Source organism: Limnobaculum xujianqingii, from assembly GCF_013394855.1.
Taxonomy (GTDB): domain Bacteria; phylum Pseudomonadota; class Gammaproteobacteria; order Enterobacterales; family Enterobacteriaceae; genus Limnobaculum; species Limnobaculum xujianqingii.
In genome coordinates, this window is sequence record NZ_JABMLK010000001.1 from 2,146,621 (window position 1) to 2,163,928 (window position 17,308).

Consider the following 17,308-nt stretch of genomic DNA (forward strand, 5'->3'; position numbering starts at 1 on the left):
TTGCGTATAATTTTGTAAATATCAGGGATAACCTCAATAAAAATTGAAGTTAGAAAGAGAGTGATAATAAATTTTTTATACAGATCAAAGAATAACTTCACCTCTATTTATAATAAAAAATTTCACCATAGAACCGGTTGTTTACTGAAATAACCCCTTAAACAGGTTATAAAATCGCACAAAATTGTAGTAATTTAGTAAAATCTTAATATATTTCTACCAAACTGCGATTTTCATATAATTAATCTTAATCAAAACTAATAATCAACAAATGTAATTACCTTCATTCGGCTTCCGGATAATAGATTTTAACCGGCTCATTACCGACTACTACATCGTGCCATTGCTTATGTTTTGCTTTCACATTGCCAGATCTCAGTGCCTGCTCAAAATAGCTAGCATTTACCGTTGTTGGAGGAAAATAAGCATGACCAATATTCCGCCATTCTTCACCCTGTTTAGCAAAAACATGACAGCTGATATCGGAATCACGTTCAATATGACACAACAAGTATTCCGATATTCCATCCTGGTTTAAATCCAGTGAATTAACGATACACACATCGCTATCACGTAAACATAAATCAACATCAACCTGTTGGTTATTTTGCAGCATTTTCCACCAACTCTCTTCCGGCATTGATGTACTTTTCGCCAGCACCAATTTTTGTTGTATAAAATCCGCAGTAAATTTTGGATGTATATCTTTCAATTCTTCAAGTTCGCTATTAACTTCCCAACGGTTATGCTCCATCATCATTTTTTCCAGTCGCTGCTTACGTTGCGCATTGTTAACAAACTCGGTGTCCTGATAGAGGAATATCAACGCTTCCTGACCACGTCTACCGGTGTTAAAACGCAATAAAGCTAAATCCAGATTATTTGCAGCCACTTTACCAGACAGATAACGACTCATTTGGTCATTAACACTAATACGATAAGGATCAATTAATGGTGTATTAATTAAAATCAACAGTATGGCACAGCCAGGAAGCAAAATTCGGTTAATCATTCCTAATGGATGTAACCAGCTTCGCTGACTACGCAGCACCGCGATGGCATAACCGCACGAGAAAAAGAACGAGACAATGATTACCAGATATCCCCATACTCGTACCGGAGTCCAACCATACTCACTTACACGAATAGAAATAGCGTACAGCGCCAATCCCGCATACAGAGGTAAAACCAATAAAGAAGCATTTACCATCAACCTGACGGGCGTCGGATATGGCGGTACTTTTAATCCACTTTTATAAACGATATTTGTGGCAATAATCAGCAGACTAACCATGGTAATTAACAGCGCCGAAGGTGACCAGGTTCCGGATAATGCATCCAGACCAACAAATGGCAAAGTCATGATAAAAATTAGCGCAACAAAGGAAAGTACCGGGAGTAGACCTTTAACCATAAGCGTTAAAAGATTACGTACCGCTTTCATCAAATGAGTCTGAAGACGACAGGTTCTAATCGCCACCCCGACTAAAAAACCATTGATGGTATAAATAAACAGGTTGTTTCTGAAAAACAGATGACGAAAAAAATGAATCTCCAGCTGTTTAAATAACTCAACGCATAACCACAAAATTCCCCAAAAAAGAACAATCAGCAATAGCGTCAAAACAACAGTGATAGCGTTAATACACAGATGGTCATAAATAGTGGCATAGCTAACATTCCACTGCTTATTCTTAATCCGCGTCTGTAACCAGGGTAATGCAATAAACATCAGTATGCATAATGAACAGAGGTAAGGCACAACGACACCGTCATATTGACTAATGTTATCTACCGCCTCCACATTCCAGTTAACCCAAGTGGCAGTTAATAAAACAACAACTAAACAAATCGCCAAATTCTGCCACAGGAAACGGTCTTTTAATCTCACAATGGTAAAAGCAAACACCAAAGGCAATACCAGCAATAACGCTTGCCAATACAGGATGGTACTTTGTTGCAACAACAACGAACTGGTGCTGCTATGGTGGATAAAATAGGTTAGAAATCCCTGCATTATGCAGACAAATATGATGAAAATACGACTCAGTCTGGGTAAAGAATTATCACTCATAATGGCTGATTCCATCTGCCTGAAATAAAGTGAATAACGTATGGTGTTATCGATGACGCTTATTACAACATCCCTGCCTCAAATCAATAACCGTTATTATCACGCAACAAAACTTTAAACTTATTTTAGTCGCTTCAATTTAAATAACGTACTGTACTTACGTGATATAGCAACGCAACAGAATGAAATACCCCCTAAAATATCCTTGTTATTTTGAATAAAAGAATAATAACGATCATAATGACTTGATATGGTTAAAATTTTGATCATTTATTTTGATAATAACTACATGTTAATTATTTCAGAAGAAAGTTAATCATAAAAATTTAAAATAAAATGATGGGGTCACATAAAATCATTATATAAATCAAATGATTTAATCAGATCAAATATTATTTTTTTGTAAAACACGATATGTACCGAAGAAATGACAGCAAGAATAAGATTTCATAAACAATAATTTTAAAATTAATTATCACACATTAATCTAACGTCTCTATTTTTATCCATATGTGCGTTATTCCTTTCCCCGAAAAAAGCCTCCTTAAGATCAAAATCGCCTAACCTTTTGAGTTACCGGTCTCTTTAGACATAAAATTCTACCAGGCATCAAAATTGCCATTAATCTATCTGTAGAAAGCCCCTACATTTAATGGTAGCTTATCGATTAATTACATAAACATAAGTTATTTTTATCCCTGGACAACGATTGAAAAATTGAAAGGCACAGGATGAAGAACGCTATGGTTATTAAGATGTGTACAGGCCGTACCTGATAGCCAGCGTTATTCTCAGCCAAAGGTTACATTCCGGCTGTTTTGATTTTCAGTGAGATCGTCAACAAGTCCGCACTCTCTAATCGATATGGGATCATTTTTTAGAGGAGGTTGATTTACACCATGGCGTTTTATACACCAGGTCATTATTTTGCCGGAATCGATGTAGGTTCAACCACAGTAAAACTGGTGCTACTCGATCAACAGCAGCAGCTTATTTATCATGACTACCAGCGTCACTTTTCTGATATCCGCCAAACGCTGCTCGCTCTGCTCGAACAGGTACAACACAAATATCCAACCATCTCCATCACGCCAGTTATTACCGGTTCCGGAGGTCTGGCACTATCCGATTTATTAGCTATACCTTTCGAACAGGAAGTGATTGCCAGCTCTAAAACCATCACCACTCTGGTACCGCAAACCGATGTCGCAATAGAACTCGGCGGGGAAGACGCCAAAATTACCTATTTCGACCATCACAGCGTTGATCAGCGCATGAATAATAGCTGCGCCGGTGGTACCGGGGCTTTTATCGACCAAATGGCCTCACTGCTGGAAACCGATGCGGCAGGACTGAACCAGTTAGCTAACCAATATCAGACCATTCATCCTATTGCTTCCCGCTGTGGTGTTTTTGCCAAAACTGACGTTCAGCCATTAATTAACCAGGGGGCAGCAAAAGCGGATATTGCAGCATCAATTCTGCAAGCGATCGTAAACCAAACCATTAGTGGGCTGGCTTGCGGTAAACCTATTCGGGGAAAAGTCGCCTTTCTGGGCGGCCCCCTCTATTTTTTAGATAATTTACGTAAGCTATTTATCAAGACACTGCGCCTGAAAAAAGATGATGTTATTTTTCCTGAGCATCCCCAGCTGTTTGTCGCCATGGGCGCAGCATTACTGGCCAGACAGCAGGGAGATAACCTGCCGTTAACGCAACTTATAGACCGCCTGCGTAGTGCCCAGGAGAACACCGTCAAAGAGGTCGATCTACTTCCTCCATTGTTTAATCACCAGGAAGAAGTGGAGCATTTCCGCCAGCGCCATGCGAAAGCTAACGTTAAACGTTTACCGTTGGAGAGCTATCGCGGTAACGCCTTTCTCGGTATCGACTCCGGCTCCACCACCACAAAAATCGCCATGATTGGTGAACAGGGTGAGCTGCTGTATGACTTCTACGGTAACAATAAAGGCAATCCTCTGAATATTGTGTGTGAAGTCATACAGGATATATACCGACATCTGCCGGAGCAGGTTACCATCGCTAAAGTCGCTACCACCGGCTATGGCGAGCAACTGATTAAAGCCGCTTTCCGTGCCGATATTGGAGAAGTAGAAACCGTCGCCCATTATAAAGCCGCAGAACAGCTGTTGCCCGGTGTGGAATTTATTCTGGATATTGGCGGACAGGATATGAAGTGCCTGTATATTCGCGATGGCGTTATCAACAGTATTCTACTCAATGAAGCCTGTTCTGCCGGATGTGGCTCTTTCATTGAAATGTTTGCCCGTTCGCTGAAAATCCCGGTAACGGAATTCTCTCAGCAAGCCCTGCTTGCTACTCACCCGGTGGATTTAGGTACTCGTTGTACAGTATTTATGAACTCCAAGGTGAAACAGGCACAAAAGGAAGGCGCTACCGTTGCCGATATTTCAGCGGGGCTCTCCTACTCAGTAATCAAAAATGCCCTGTATAAAGTCATTAAATTGAAACAGTTGGACATGCTGCCGAAGAAGATCATGGTTCAGGGCGGAACCTTCTACAATGAAGCGGTACTTCGTGCCTTCGAAAACCTGACGGAACGCCATGTTACCCGGGTCGATATCGCCGGATTAATGGGTGCTTATGGCGCGGCTTTAATCGCCAGAGAATCAGGACAGCAAGATAGCCAACCCACCTCTCTGTTACTACCTGATGAACTGATTAATTTTGACGTTGAACAGAATAGCGATCGCTGCCGGGAATGTAATAACCAGTGCATGCTAACCATCAATACCTTTGATGATGGTCGGGAGTTTGTTTCCGGCAACCGCTGTGAGAAAGGGGCTCGAATTGAAATCACTCCCAGCCGACTACCTAATCTGTATGAATATAAAGAACATCGGGTATTCGACTATAAATCGCTGGCAAAAGAACAAGCACCCAACGGCACGGTCGGAATCCCCCGGGTACTAAACCAGTTTGAGAACTACCCGTTCTGGCATACCTTTTTTACCGAGCTGGGATTTCGGGTGGTATTGTCCCCCCCTTCTACCGAGCGCTTGTATCTGAAAGGCATTGAGACTATTCCATCGGAGTCTGCCTGCTACCCGGCTAAACTGGTTCACGGTCATATCGAGCATCTGCTTGACCGAAAAGTTGATCGTATCTTCTTTCCTTCAGTGACCTATGAATGGCAAGAGGATAAGGGCAGCGATCACCACTTTAACTGTCCGGTGGTGAGCACCTACTCCGAAGTTATTCGCACTAACATGGACCCAATAAGCCATGGCGATGTTCCATTTCATAATCCATTCATCAACTTTAATCACCTTGAATCCGTGGAGAAGGTACTGTTTGATGAGCTGAAATCGCTGGGGCTTAAACGTAAAGAGGTCAGGAAAGCGGTACAGGCCGCATGGCAAGAGCTACAGGCAGTACGTGACGATATTCGCAACAAAGGGAAGGAAGTGGTGACGTGGTTGGTGGAAAATAACCTCCCCGGCATCGTTCTGGCTGGTCGCCCTTATCATGTTGACCCCGGCATCCATCACGGCATTGACCGAATCATTATCGAAGAAGGCATGGCGGTACTAACTGAAGATAGCGTGGCACATTTAGGCGAATCTTTACTGCAACGCCCTCTGCGGGTTGTTGACCAGTGGGCTTACCACTCTCGCCTTTATGCTGCAGGAGCCTATGTGGCTGCCAGTCCTCAGTTAGAGTTGGTGCAGCTCACTTCATTTGGCTGTGGGCTGGATGCATTAACATCCGACCAGGTGGAAGAAGTTCTGAAAGCAGCCAATAAGGTCTATACCCTGATAAAAATTGATGAAGGGGCAAACCTGGGCGCTGTGCGTATTCGTATTCGTTCGTTAAAAGCGGCCATGAGCGCACGCCGCCTGCGTGGTGTTACCGCTACCGATACGCCTTATAAATCCAAAAGAAGCGCGTTTACTGAAGAAATGCGTGATACCCACACCATTCTGGCACCACAAATGGCACCAATGCATTTTGATTTGATTCAGTCGGTGTTTCGTTCTGAAGGATATCGCCTGCACGTGCTACCAACCGTCACTAAATCAGCCATTGAGCAGGGTCTGAAATACGTTAATAACGATGCCTGTTATCCATGTGTGTTAGTCACCGGCCAAATCGTTGATGCGTTACAAAGCGGTGAGTTCGATGCCGAAACCAGCGCAGCGATTATCACCCAAACAGGAGGAGCCTGTCGGGCAACTAACTATATCGCTTTTATCCGCAAGGCGCTGGAAGATGCCGGTTTCTCACAGGTTCCGGTCATATCATTAAGCGCCTCCGGTCTGGAGGAAAACCCCGGTTTTCGCTACAGCTTCAGCATGATAAAAAAAGCGATAATGGCAGTAATTTATGGCGATTTACTGATGCGTACGCTGTTTCGCACGCGTCCTTATGAAGCTGAAGCTGGCTCGGCACAACGTCTGTATGAGCATTGGAACCAGCGGGTTAAGCAGAATCTGGAAGGCGAAGGCAGTATGGGTCAATTTAAACAGGATGTAGCAGATATTGTTACTGATTTTGACCAGTTACCTCTGCTGACCGTACGCAAACCGAAGGTAGGTGTCGTGGGCGAGATTCTGGTGAAATACCACCCCGGTGCCAATAACGATCTGGTTGGTCAGATTGAATCAGAAGGAGGAGAAGCTGTAGTACCGGATATGCTGGACTTTTTCCTCTCCTGCACTTACGGTACGCGCTATGACCGCCAGCAATATGGCCTGAATTTTCTGAGTATGGCACTTAATCAGGCGGCAACGACCACTATTGAATGGATGAGAAAATCCGTTAATAAGGCGTTAAAACGCAGCCAGCGATTCAGTGCACCTCCAGCAATTGCCGAACTGGCCTCAATGGCAGAGGAGGTCGTTTCTTTAGGTAATCAGGCTGGTGAGGGCTGGTTATTGACAGCAGAAATGTTGGAACTGCTGGAAATGGGCGTCAGCAACATTGTTTGCGTTCAGCCATTTGGCTGCCTGCCAAACCATATTACCGGCAGAGGTGTAATCAAGAGCCTGAAGCAGCGCTATCCGGCAGCAAATATTTTTGCCATTGACTACGACCCGGGAGCCAGTGAAGTTAACCAGCTCAATCGGTTAAAACTGATGATGTCTGTGGCACAAAACGCGATTGATGTTCGGGTTGCGAATAATGAAGGTGAAAAAGGCTTAGGTTTTGGTAATTCTTACCGGCCTAAACCCTCTACCAGCTAGCCATCAATACCGGTTCAGACATGAGCCGGTTTCTTTTAATAATGGAACTGACAGATTGTTCACATAACCTGACGTTGTCTGAATACTTCTTACCATGGAACGGGGTTTATACCCGCTTAAGGATATTATTATAATGAAAAAGTTTTCCCTGCTGCTGTTGCCGGTTCTACTATCCGGCTGCGTTGCTTCTGGCCCTTCATCCCCGGCAGTTGAAGCCTCTACCATTGTGCCAAACTCCATCATTCATCTGGACGATAAGATGAATGCCATGAGAAAAATTACTCTGACCAATGGGCAAGAGCATCAACTATGGTTTAACTACGATTGCACCAATAAGAAAATCTGGTCGCTATATCGCGATCAATATCAGAACGGCAAGCTGCAACAGCGCTATTACGGCTATGGTAGCGGTACTCGCACTTCTCAATATACCGCTCCCGTTCTGATTGGCGGCGGCGCAGAGAACCCTCAACAGGAAGCGGATATTGCCGCCATTTGCCAAATTAAAAGCATGAAAGTTGATTGGGTTACACTGTCTGAAACCAACGCTTTTGATTATCGTCTGTTATTTGACCGAAAAAATAGCTCACGCAAAGGCGATCTATTAATGGCCAGATTGGGATTTCAATTCAGCAATAGCCAATATATCTCTGCCTATAACGCGCCTTATTCATTAACGGTTGAAGACCATATATTTAATTGTAAAACTCAGGAAGATACCGTGGTCGCTACCTTTAATGTTGATCGGGAAAACTTTATTACTAATGCTGATATTGGTCGTCCATCCCTTACGGCCAGTGATGTTCATCAGGATGCGACTAAAAAACGCTTGATCTCAATGTGTAAAGTAAATGACCTGACCAGTTATAAAAATAAATAAAATCAGTTTATTAAATGAATAATATTTTTCTCCCGGTTTGGTTCAATTATCGATACATTAAGCCGGGTGAAAAATACCTGTTAAAACTACCTGCATGAATAAATGATGTCAGCCAAATGGATTATTATTAGAATATTTAAATAACCATTTTATACGGACGTCAAAATGAATCTCTTCAGAAAACTTTTCGGCAATAAAGAAAAGTCAGCTGCCTATCAAATACTCCAATTTGAAGGTGAATCTGCCTGTAAAAGCCAGCAGGAATTGCTGGAAAGATACGGCACTATCGCGTTAGAAAAGCAGAATACCCTGGGCAATATAGTCGAAGACTTATCCTGGGAAACAGACCTGGAAAAAGGCACCATTCAATTCGCCGGCAAGGCTACATTTCCTATGCAGGTGTTGGGAACTTTGTCCCACTCTTCTGGAACATGGATGTGGGCATGGGCTAACGCTAAGTCAGATATTCCACAAAATTTATTACAGCAATCATTAATCCTGAAGCAGTATGGTGAAGATAATGGCATTGATATCCTCACTAACCCGGAATTTACCGCAGACGATCGCGATTTGCATGTTATCGGTATGATTGCTTCGGGCATGTTCAATAACAGTGGTTATTATCTGGCAGACTACGGGCGTGGCATCATGTGCGTCACTATCAAATCAGAAGATATCGATCTGGATTATCACAATAGCCACCTTGATGCACTTACCACATTTCCCCGAATGATCTCTCTTTACGATATTAACCACCGCCGGGCCCTAATCTGCTATTTAAAGCAAAAAGGTTACCAAATCACGGAAAATGGTGCCCAGCTCACCGCTATTCGTAATGATGAAACCATCACAGCATCGTTTGACGATCTTAACCGGTTGTCGCAGCTGAATGGATGATTACCATAAATTTGAACAACTAAATGCCCGGCAAATACTGCGTGATGCTTTTTTAGATATTAATGGTGAAACTGTTCATCGCTTTGATATCAATAACGATTAAATACTGGCCCACCGCAATATCATATAGCAGCAGAAAATAATCCTCTCTGCTGCTATATATCCCACTACCTGCGTACAACCTCAAAATAATGCCTGCAAAATCTTCAATCTTCTGTAGTGAATAAAAGTGAACCAACGATCTTTTGGTAGCAGTTTCCATTATTTGGTGTATCGTTACACTAAACAGACATACATAACGGGTAAACATGCCATAAATGATTAAAGGTATGTTTTGCCGACTTAACTGAAGATAAAAACAGGAAACAGGCTTATGTTTAACGATCTCCAAGGTAAACGCATTCTTATCACCGGTTCCACTGCGGGTATTGGTTTGGCAGCGGCGAAAGCATTCATCCGTAGCGGTGCGAAAGTGGGTATTAACGGTTCTCGTAATGAAAGCTGTCAGAAAGCCAGAGAAGAGCTGGCTGCACTGGGTGGAGACGTCGAATTCTTTGTTGTTGATGTATCCAAATCCGAACAGTGCGAAACGCTGGTTAATGCTTTCGTTGAACGCTTTGGTGGTATGGATGTACTAATCAATAACGCCGGTGGCTTAGGCGGTCGTCGTGGGTTGGAGGCTATCGATGATGAGTTCTACGACCACGTAATGAACCTTAATGCCCGCTCAGCGATGATGGTGACTAAATTTGCCATTCCTCATCTGCGTGCGGCGGCTAAAGCCAGTGGGAAAACCACTTCGGTAATCAGCAGCTGTTCTATTGCCGGACGCGAAGGTGGCGGTATGGGCGCCAGCCTCTATGCCAGCTCTAAAGCCTGGTTACACAACATGCATCGCAACTGGGTAAAAGAGTTCACCAAAGACAACATTCGCTTTAACGTGGTTGCTCCGGGCAGTATTGATACTGCATTCCACAGCGATAAGAGTCAGGAATTAATTGAAAAAATCAGCTCAACTATCCCAATGGGCCGCTTTGGTACCAGTGAGGAAGTAGCACCAACCTATCTCTTTCTGGCATCTCACGCCTGTAGCGGTTACATTACCGGTCAAATTATTGACGTAAATGGCGGTCAGATGGCACCTTAAGCCGCTATTGATTGGCAAATTAGTATCAACAGCCCGGCTTTTACCGGGCTGTTGGTTATAAACCGGGGATACATGGCAAACATACGTGATGTAGCACAGCGCGCTGGGGTTTCTGTCAGCACCGTATCTAATCTGCTCAATGGCCGAACGAATCGTATGAGGCCAGAAACACTGGCGCGAATTGAAGCGGCCATTACCGAGTTACAGTTTTCCCCTAACCGCGCCGCCCGCCAGCTAAAAACCGGACAAGTGAACATGCTGGGGTTGTTGGTTCCTTCCATCGTTAACCCCAGTTTTGCTGAATTGGCTCATGAGATAGATATTGCTGCTAAACAGCATGGGTATCGGGTCTTATTAGGTAATACATACCGTAATCAGGAAGAGGAACGTACCTTCCTTAACGATCTGCTTTCTCAGGGGATCCGCGGCATGATTGTTGTTTCTACTATGACCGAGCAGTCCCATTTTCATGATGCGATCGCGCGTGGCTTAGTAATGGTTAATTACGATATGCAAACCCACCCTGACTCACCAGAACGCTCCGTTATCGGTGACAATATTTCCATGGATAACTTTCAGGCAGGAAATATTGCAGCTCAACATCTGATAAATCGGGGTTGTCAAAATATCGCCTTTGTCACTGAAAGTGGTAAAACCGTGAGTCGAATGAACCGAATCAGCGGTTTTATTCACGCCGCCCAACAGTCTGGTTTGTCAGACCATTATCGCATTATTGAAGGTAAAGCCCGCTCTGGATATGGTGATGCCGAAATGACCGAATTGGGTAAAGCTTTGGCAAAAACCATTAGCCAGCAAGCAACCCCACCAGACGGTATTGTCGCGGTTAACGATGTGATGGCCATTGGCCTGATTGCCGGTTTTCGTACCGCAGGTATTCGAGTCCCTGAAGATATCTCCGTTGTGGGTATCGACAATACCTTCCTCACCAGCCTGATTACACCGGCATTAACCTCTGTTGCTCCACCGCTCACCGAGATTGCTACAGTGATGGTCGACAGACTTATCGCCCGGCTGGATGATCCCGCCATTGAAGTAGAAGAATTTTTGTTTTTACCGGAGTTGGTGATTAGAGAATCAGTTGTTGATTAGTTTTTTAGTTATAAAAAGCCTTTTACTTCATATTGATGAAAAATCTGATGCTACAACTTTATACTTCAAAATAGTTAACCGGAGGGAGACCTTTCCGTTGGGGTCGACTTGGCGCAAGCCAACGAAGCGCCCCTAGGAAAGGTAGGCCCGACGCACTCCATACCTGAGTACAGACGGTTTACTGACCGCTTTCGGTGTATATATAAGCACACTGTTATTACGGTCGGAATATTCTCAGAGGCTGATTTATTATATTTGCTGGCAATTAAAAACCCCGCACCGCGGGGTTTTAAGCTCTAAAACAGCAACCCATCAATAATTAACGGCAACCTCTGCCACCGTACATGCCTTTACCACTGTGCATACCTTTACCACCCATGTGGTCACCCATTCCCATCCCCATGTGGCGACCTGTCATTGGCATACCGGCTTTCGCCATTTCAATGTCCATTGCAACGCGATTCTGGTGAAGAGCATTACGTAATTCATCGATTTCTTTACTTACTGCCTGAACCTTTTGCTCATCCAGCGGGTTACTGGTTAACAGCGCTTTATACTCGTAGTTTTTAGACATCATTTTCTGACGCAGGTCAGCACTTTTAGTCTGGAACTCATTGAATATTTTCTGGCTGGTAGCTTGTTGTTCAGGCGTCAGATTAGCCATAAAGCCACGGTGATAACCCTGTCCTGGTTTCATTCCGTTATGTCCCATCATTGGCTGACCATTCATACCCGGTTGAGGTACAGTTGCGTTTTGTGCCATAGCAACACCACCAAATCCGGTCAGGGCAGCAAGAGAAAGCACAGCAGCAATAGCAGTTTTATTCAGAGTCATAATTAATTTCCTTCTGTTGGTATATCAATAAATAAGTGAAACGTCACTCTGTGGTTTAATCTGATATTGCAACTGCCGTGCCAATTTTTCTCTGGCACGAAAATTGAATAGCTATAAGCACTATTTAAGATAAGCAACCTGACCGTCAAAGCGCATTGCAGCAGGTATTTTCCCCAGTGGCTACGCTTCTATCGGTTAATCAATAAATTTTAGTGACCAGCGGTTTGAGGTTTGAATGATGAGATATGGTCAGGAAGATCGGGTAATTATTACCCGTTCAGTTTATAGTGTGAGTAATTATTACCCGCATGACATTTTAACCATGTCCGGTTATAACCTTCCTCACGCCAACTATAAGGATACCTGTAGTGAAAGCGCTTAAGTGGAGACCGGGGTTACCCGCCATTTTGCCCTCGTGGTTTTTTATCGGTTCCGTCATTATTCTGATCGCTGTCATTATTACCGTGACTATTAAAGATCTGAACCGGGGGCGTGATATTGAAATTCAAACACTGCTGGAAAAAAGCACGGTATTAATACGTGCTTTCGAATCGGGTACGCGAACCGGGATGGGAATGCGCTGGCGTCACGACCAGCGACAAACGCTAGTGGAAGAGATGGCCTATCAGCCTGGTATTCTGTATATCGCAATTACCGATACCTCTGGCAGAGTTTTAGCCCACAGCGATCCGGATAAAGTAGGTGCACAACTTTACACGCCACAGGAAATGCAAAACCTGCACGTTGCCCAAACGGAACAGTGGCGTATTACGCCTTTCGTTGACGAGCAGGACAAACACCAAAGTGCCTTTGAGGTCTACCGTTTCTTCAAGCCGTTGAAGCGCATGCCAGGCCATCGTATGCATATGGGGAATAAAAGGCCTGATACTTACTGGTCTAATGATATCGAGGATGAAGATCAGGATCGTAATGTGATCTTTACCGCCTTCGATACCTCCGCATTAGAAGCCTCGCAGGCAAAAGACATCCGCAATACGATAATCTTTTTATCTATTCTTGGCCTGTTGGCCTTGGCCAGCATACTGTCGTTATTTTGGGCCAAACGTTACCAGCGATCCAGCCGTCAGTTACAGGACTCCAAAGCTTTCTCATCAGAGATCATTAGCAACTTACCGATTGGATTAATCACCACCAACGAACACCGACAAATCAGCGTGGTAAACCATACTGCTGAGAAAATTCTGGGCCACAGTGCTATCGGGCTTTCTGGTCGTAATATCAAACAGGCGCTTCCTGACAACTGGAATCAACTGGCTGGCAATGAGCATAACCATCAACCAGTCATAGAACGTGAAATTGACTATACCCTGACATCAGGCCAGATCATTCCACTCAGTATCAGCGTAGCTAATATCGTTAATGGCAGCGGGAACTTTTTAGGTAACGTATTTATCTTCCGGGATATGCGCGAAGTCCGTCAGCTACAGGAAGAGATTCGACGTAAAGAGAAAATGGCAGCTATCGGTAATCTGGCGGCTGGTGTTGCTCATGAAATCAGAAATCCACTCTCCTCCATTAAAGGCTTTGCTAAATACTTTGAGGGACGTTCGGAACAAGGTAGTGAAGAGCAAGAACTGGCAAAAGTAATGGCAAAAGAAGTTGACCGTTTAAACCGGGTCATAACCGAATTACTGGAGCTGGTTCGCCCAACTGACTTAAGAATTCAGCGGGTGAATATTTGTGAAGTTATTGAGCACTCACTTCATCTGATACGACAGGATGCAGAAACCAAACATATCAACATTCTGTTTAAAGCTGAGCCTGATTTACCGCTGGTTGATATCGACCCGGATCGCTTTACTCAAGCGCTGTTGAATCTTTATTTGAATGCTATTCAGGCCATTGGTAGCAACGGTAGCCTGGAAGTTCATCTGAGCATCAATGCAGCTTCAGAACTACAACTGGTGGTTAAGGATTCCGGAAAGGGTATTCCTGCTGACAATCTGACCAATATTTTTAACCCCTACTTTACCACCAAAGCCTCTGGCACTGGCCTTGGCCTGACCGTGGTTCAAAAAGTAGTGGAGGAACACCAGGGCAAAATCAGTGTTACCAGCCAACTCTCAACAGGCACCAGCTTTGAACTGATTATTCCGATAAAACACAGCCCATCAATACAGGAGGCATCTGACCATGACCACTCATAAAGCTCATATTCTGGTCGTTGATGACGACCTGAGTCACTGCACCATTATTCAGGCACTGATGAAAGGCTGGGGTTATCAGGTTACGCTGGCTCATAATGGCCTTGAAGCGCTGGAGCAGGTCAGGCAAACACCATTTGACCTGATTTTGACCGATGTCCGCATGTCTGAAATGGATGGTATTGAGGCATTGAAAGCTATCAAAGCCTACAATCCGGCCATTCCTATCCTGATTATGACCGCCTATTCAAATGTAGAATCCGCCGTAGAAGCTATCAAGGCCGGTGCGTACGACTATCTCACCAAGCCACTGGATTTTGATATGTTGCAGCTAACTATCGAACGGGCGCTGGAGCATACCAATCTCAAAACCGAGAACCAGCAGTTACGCCAGCAGCTAACGGTAGACAATCCAAATATGATTGGCCGCAGCCCACAAATGCGGCGGCTGATGGAAATGGTGGCGATGATTGCCCCCTCAGAAGCAACCGTGTTGATATGCGGAGAATCAGGCACCGGTAAAGAACTGATTGCCCGCTCGGTTCACGCCTATAGCTTACGCAAAGACCAACCCATGGTGATTGTGAACTGCGCGGCGTTAAGCGAGTCGCTGCTGGAATCAGAGCTGTTCGGTCATGAGAAAGGCGCATTTACCGGCGCCGATAAGCGCCGGGAAGGTCGTTTTATGGAAGCAGATAAAGGTACACTGTTTCTGGATGAAATTGGTGAGGTCTCACTATTGATGCAGGCTAAGCTGTTGCGAGCCATTCAGGAACGGGAAATTCAGCGGGTTGGCAGTAACCAAACTTTGTCGGTTGATGTACGACTGATTGCCGCAACCAACCGCGACCTTAAGGCCGATGTGGAAGCAGGAAAATTTCGTCAGGATCTCTACTATCGCCTCAATGTAGTTACCGTCGATACCCCGGCATTAAGAGAGCGCCGGGAAGATATTCCCCCGTTGGCTATGCACTTTCTGGAGAAGTTTGCTCAGCGCAACCGTAAGTCAGTGAAGGGCTTTACCCCACAGGCTATGGATATGCTGCTGAAATACAGCTGGCCGGGTAATGTTCGTGAATTAGAAAATACTATCGAACGGGCCGTTATCTTGCTGACCGGTGACTTTATCAGCGAGAAAGAGCTGCCGTTAAGTATTAATCAGTTTGCAGAAGAACATCTCCACAGCCTCGATTTGGATAAACCCATTCAACCATTGGAACTGGTAGAAAAAGAAGCCATTTTAACCGCGCTGGAAAAAACCGGCGGTAATAAAACTGAAGCGGCTAAACAGTTAGGTATTACCCGAAAAACGCTATTGGCGAAACTACAAAAGTAGCCAGCATGATTGAAGATTGTCCGGGGCGCTGATACAAACGCCCCTACTCTATGTTTTCATTAGATTTATTCGTGCCAAATGCCACGTTATCCGGTATATATAAACAAAACCTAAAAACCTGATCATGGAACCTTACTCAATGCCTCAAATTCATATCACTTATACCCCTAACCTGCCGTCACAATCGCAGTTAGAGTCTTTTGTTATTCAGATACATAAATCGGTATCACCGCTTATCTCATCTGATGCTACTAACTTTAAAACCTACCTTACGCCAATTGAGAGATCGGTCATTGGTCTGGCAGATAAAGAAAAAGCCGTGATGCACATTGATTTCAGAATGTTTGCCGGGCGCAGCGCGGCTATTAAACAAGAAGTGGCAAAAACCATTCTGGCTCTGGCGAAAAATACCTTTTCACAGCCAAATGGTGTCGAAACAGAAATTACGTTAGAGGTAGGTAATCTGGATAACGATAACTATCATAAAGTTATCGTTAATCAGTAACAATAATGAATTGATACAGAGTACACCGGTAACGCCAAATCAGGAGTTACCGGCATATATCTAGCTGTCGTTTTTAGCAGGAAAAATAAAACTACTCAGAATACCGATAGCTAACGCCGCTAATACCACACCAAGGCTAAGGGTTGCGCCTATTTCATATCCATGATGCCATATATGCTCACTGGCATTCAGTGCCAGCTTAAAGCCAACAAAGAACAGTAAAAAGATAACTGCCTTTTCCAGATGAACCAGATGGTTACGTAACGCTTCCAGCACAAAGTAGAAGGTTCTCAATCCCAACACGGCAAACATCATGGCTGAATAGACAATTAACGGTTCACGACTAACCGCAATCACCGCAGGAACGCTATCAAAAGCAAACATCACGTCAGAAATTTCCACCACTGCCACGCATAAAAATAGTGGCGTGGCGTAACGAACATTTTTCTTCACGTGAAAAACGAAATCTTTATTTTCAGGACGTGCTAAATCAGCCTCAACTTCCCCGGCACTCAGCAAAAAGCGATTACCCACTAACTTTGGATAAACAGGGAAAAAGCGCCGTACTAAACGGTTTGCCGGATGACGTGAATAGTCTTCAATCTCATCACCATCATGATTGGAGCGTAGCATCATCACCGCGGTGAAGAACACGATAACCGCAAACAGCATCTCCACCCAAGGTCCTAACGCCAATAAACCAGTCCCAATCGCCACAAAAATACCGCGGAAAACAATGGCACCAATAATGCCCCAGTAGAGCACCCGGTGGCGATACCCGTAGGGATCTTAAACCAGGCAAAGATAGCCATGATAACAAACAGATTATCAACGGACAGTACCTCTTCCAGCGCATAACCCGTCAGGTACAGGCTGGCGATGTCTGCGCCATGTTGCACATAGAGAAAACCACCGAATCCGAGGCCGATAGACAGCCAAAACAAACACCAGATTGAGGCGTTTTTCAAGCTAATAGGCTTATCCTTGCGATGTGCAATCAGATCGATAGCCAGGGCAGAAACGGCAAGCACAATAAAAACCGTTACGGTTAACGGAGGAAAACCAAGGCTGGTTTGTTCCATGATTTGACGGGCCTTTATTAAATTTGAATAAATTAAATACGACGGGATT

Annotated in this window: 12 protein-coding genes and 1 pseudogene; 9 read left to right on the plus strand and 4 right to left on the minus strand. The window is 44.3% G+C overall.

Annotated features, from left to right (window positions below; translation table 11 throughout):
• Window positions 1–283: 283 nt before the first annotated feature.
• A complete protein-coding gene (locus GOL65_RS09770) occupies window positions 284–2,074 on the minus strand; it encodes a DUF4153 domain-containing protein (RefSeq protein ID WP_179038299.1) in 1,791 nt (596 codons plus the stop codon).
• An 899-nt stretch (window positions 2,075–2,973) separates the two neighbouring features.
• On the opposite strand from GOL65_RS09770, the gene GOL65_RS09775 reads away from it, so the two are divergent.
• The 3 genes from GOL65_RS09775 to GOL65_RS09785 all read left to right on the plus strand — a co-directional run bounded on the left by GOL65_RS09775 (window position 2,974) and on the right by GOL65_RS09785 (window position 9,079).
• Window positions 2,974–7,302, plus strand: coding sequence for a 2-hydroxyacyl-CoA dehydratase (locus GOL65_RS09775; protein ID WP_179038300.1), 4,329 nt, complete (start codon window positions 2,974–2,976; stop codon window positions 7,300–7,302).
• A 133-nt stretch (window positions 7,303–7,435) separates the two neighbouring features.
• A complete protein-coding gene (locus tag GOL65_RS09780; protein ID WP_140919814.1) occupies window positions 7,436–8,182 on the plus strand; it encodes a hypothetical protein in 747 nt (248 codons plus the stop codon).
• Window positions 8,183–8,347: 165 nt separating this feature from the next.
• Window positions 8,348–9,079 (plus strand): DUF6882 domain-containing protein, encoded by a 732-nt coding sequence (locus GOL65_RS09785; RefSeq protein WP_140919813.1) that lies wholly within the window; start codon window positions 8,348–8,350, stop codon window positions 9,077–9,079.
• Window positions 9,080–9,131: 52 nt separating this feature from the next.
• Here GOL65_RS09785 and GOL65_RS09790 read toward each other — a convergent pair whose 3' ends face one another.
• Window positions 9,132–9,341 carry a hypothetical protein gene (locus tag GOL65_RS09790; RefSeq protein WP_140919812.1) on the minus strand — a complete coding sequence of 70 codons (210 nt, stop codon included), beginning with the start codon at window positions 9,339–9,341 and terminating at the stop codon, window positions 9,132–9,134.
• Between the two features lie 111 nt (window positions 9,342–9,452).
• Here GOL65_RS09790 and GOL65_RS09795 point away from each other — a divergent pair, with 111 nt between their 5' ends.
• Complete coding sequence (locus tag GOL65_RS09795; protein ID WP_140919811.1) at window positions 9,453–10,226, plus strand: SDR family NAD(P)-dependent oxidoreductase; 774 nt, start codon at window positions 9,453–9,455, stop codon at window positions 10,224–10,226.
• Between the two features lie 72 nt (window positions 10,227–10,298).
• Entirely contained in the window at window positions 10,299–11,336 is a 1,038-nt protein-coding gene (locus GOL65_RS09800) for a LacI family DNA-binding transcriptional regulator (protein ID WP_140919810.1), read from the plus strand.
• A gap of 319 nt (window positions 11,337–11,655) precedes the next feature.
• Here GOL65_RS09800 and GOL65_RS09805 read toward each other — a convergent pair whose 3' ends face one another.
• A complete protein-coding gene (locus GOL65_RS09805; protein WP_140919809.1) occupies window positions 11,656–12,171 on the minus strand; it encodes a periplasmic heavy metal sensor in 516 nt (171 codons plus the stop codon).
• A gap of 235 nt (window positions 12,172–12,406) precedes the next feature.
• On the opposite strand from GOL65_RS09805, the gene GOL65_RS09810 reads away from it, so the two are divergent.
• The 4 genes from GOL65_RS09810 (at window position 12,407) to GOL65_RS09825 (ending at window position 16,177) form a co-directional block, all read left to right on the plus strand.
• Complete coding sequence (locus tag GOL65_RS09810) at window positions 12,407–12,553, plus strand: hypothetical protein (protein WP_179038301.1); 147 nt, start codon at window positions 12,407–12,409, stop codon at window positions 12,551–12,553.
• Window positions 12,540–14,339: a PAS domain-containing sensor histidine kinase gene (locus GOL65_RS09815; protein ID WP_140919808.1), complete on the plus strand. Its 1,800-nt coding sequence runs from the start codon at window positions 12,540–12,542 to the stop codon at window positions 14,337–14,339. The genes GOL65_RS09810 and GOL65_RS09815 overlap by 14 nt, the downstream gene beginning before the upstream one ends.
• On the plus strand, window positions 14,326–15,672 hold the full coding sequence (locus GOL65_RS09820; protein WP_140919807.1) for a sigma 54-interacting transcriptional regulator: 1,347 nt from the start codon (window positions 14,326–14,328) through the stop codon (window positions 15,670–15,672). The genes GOL65_RS09815 and GOL65_RS09820 overlap by 14 nt, the downstream gene beginning before the upstream one ends.
• Window positions 15,673–15,811: 139 nt before the next feature.
• Entirely contained in the window at window positions 15,812–16,177 is a 366-nt protein-coding gene (locus tag GOL65_RS09825) for a 5-carboxymethyl-2-hydroxymuconate Delta-isomerase (protein ID WP_140919806.1), read from the plus strand.
• Window positions 16,178–16,237: 60 nt separating this feature from the next.
• Here the strand turns inward: GOL65_RS09825 and GOL65_RS09830 are convergent.
• Window positions 16,238–17,259, minus strand: a pseudogene (locus GOL65_RS09830) (TerC/Alx family metal homeostasis membrane protein).
• Between the last annotated feature and the right edge of the window lie 49 nt (window positions 17,260–17,308).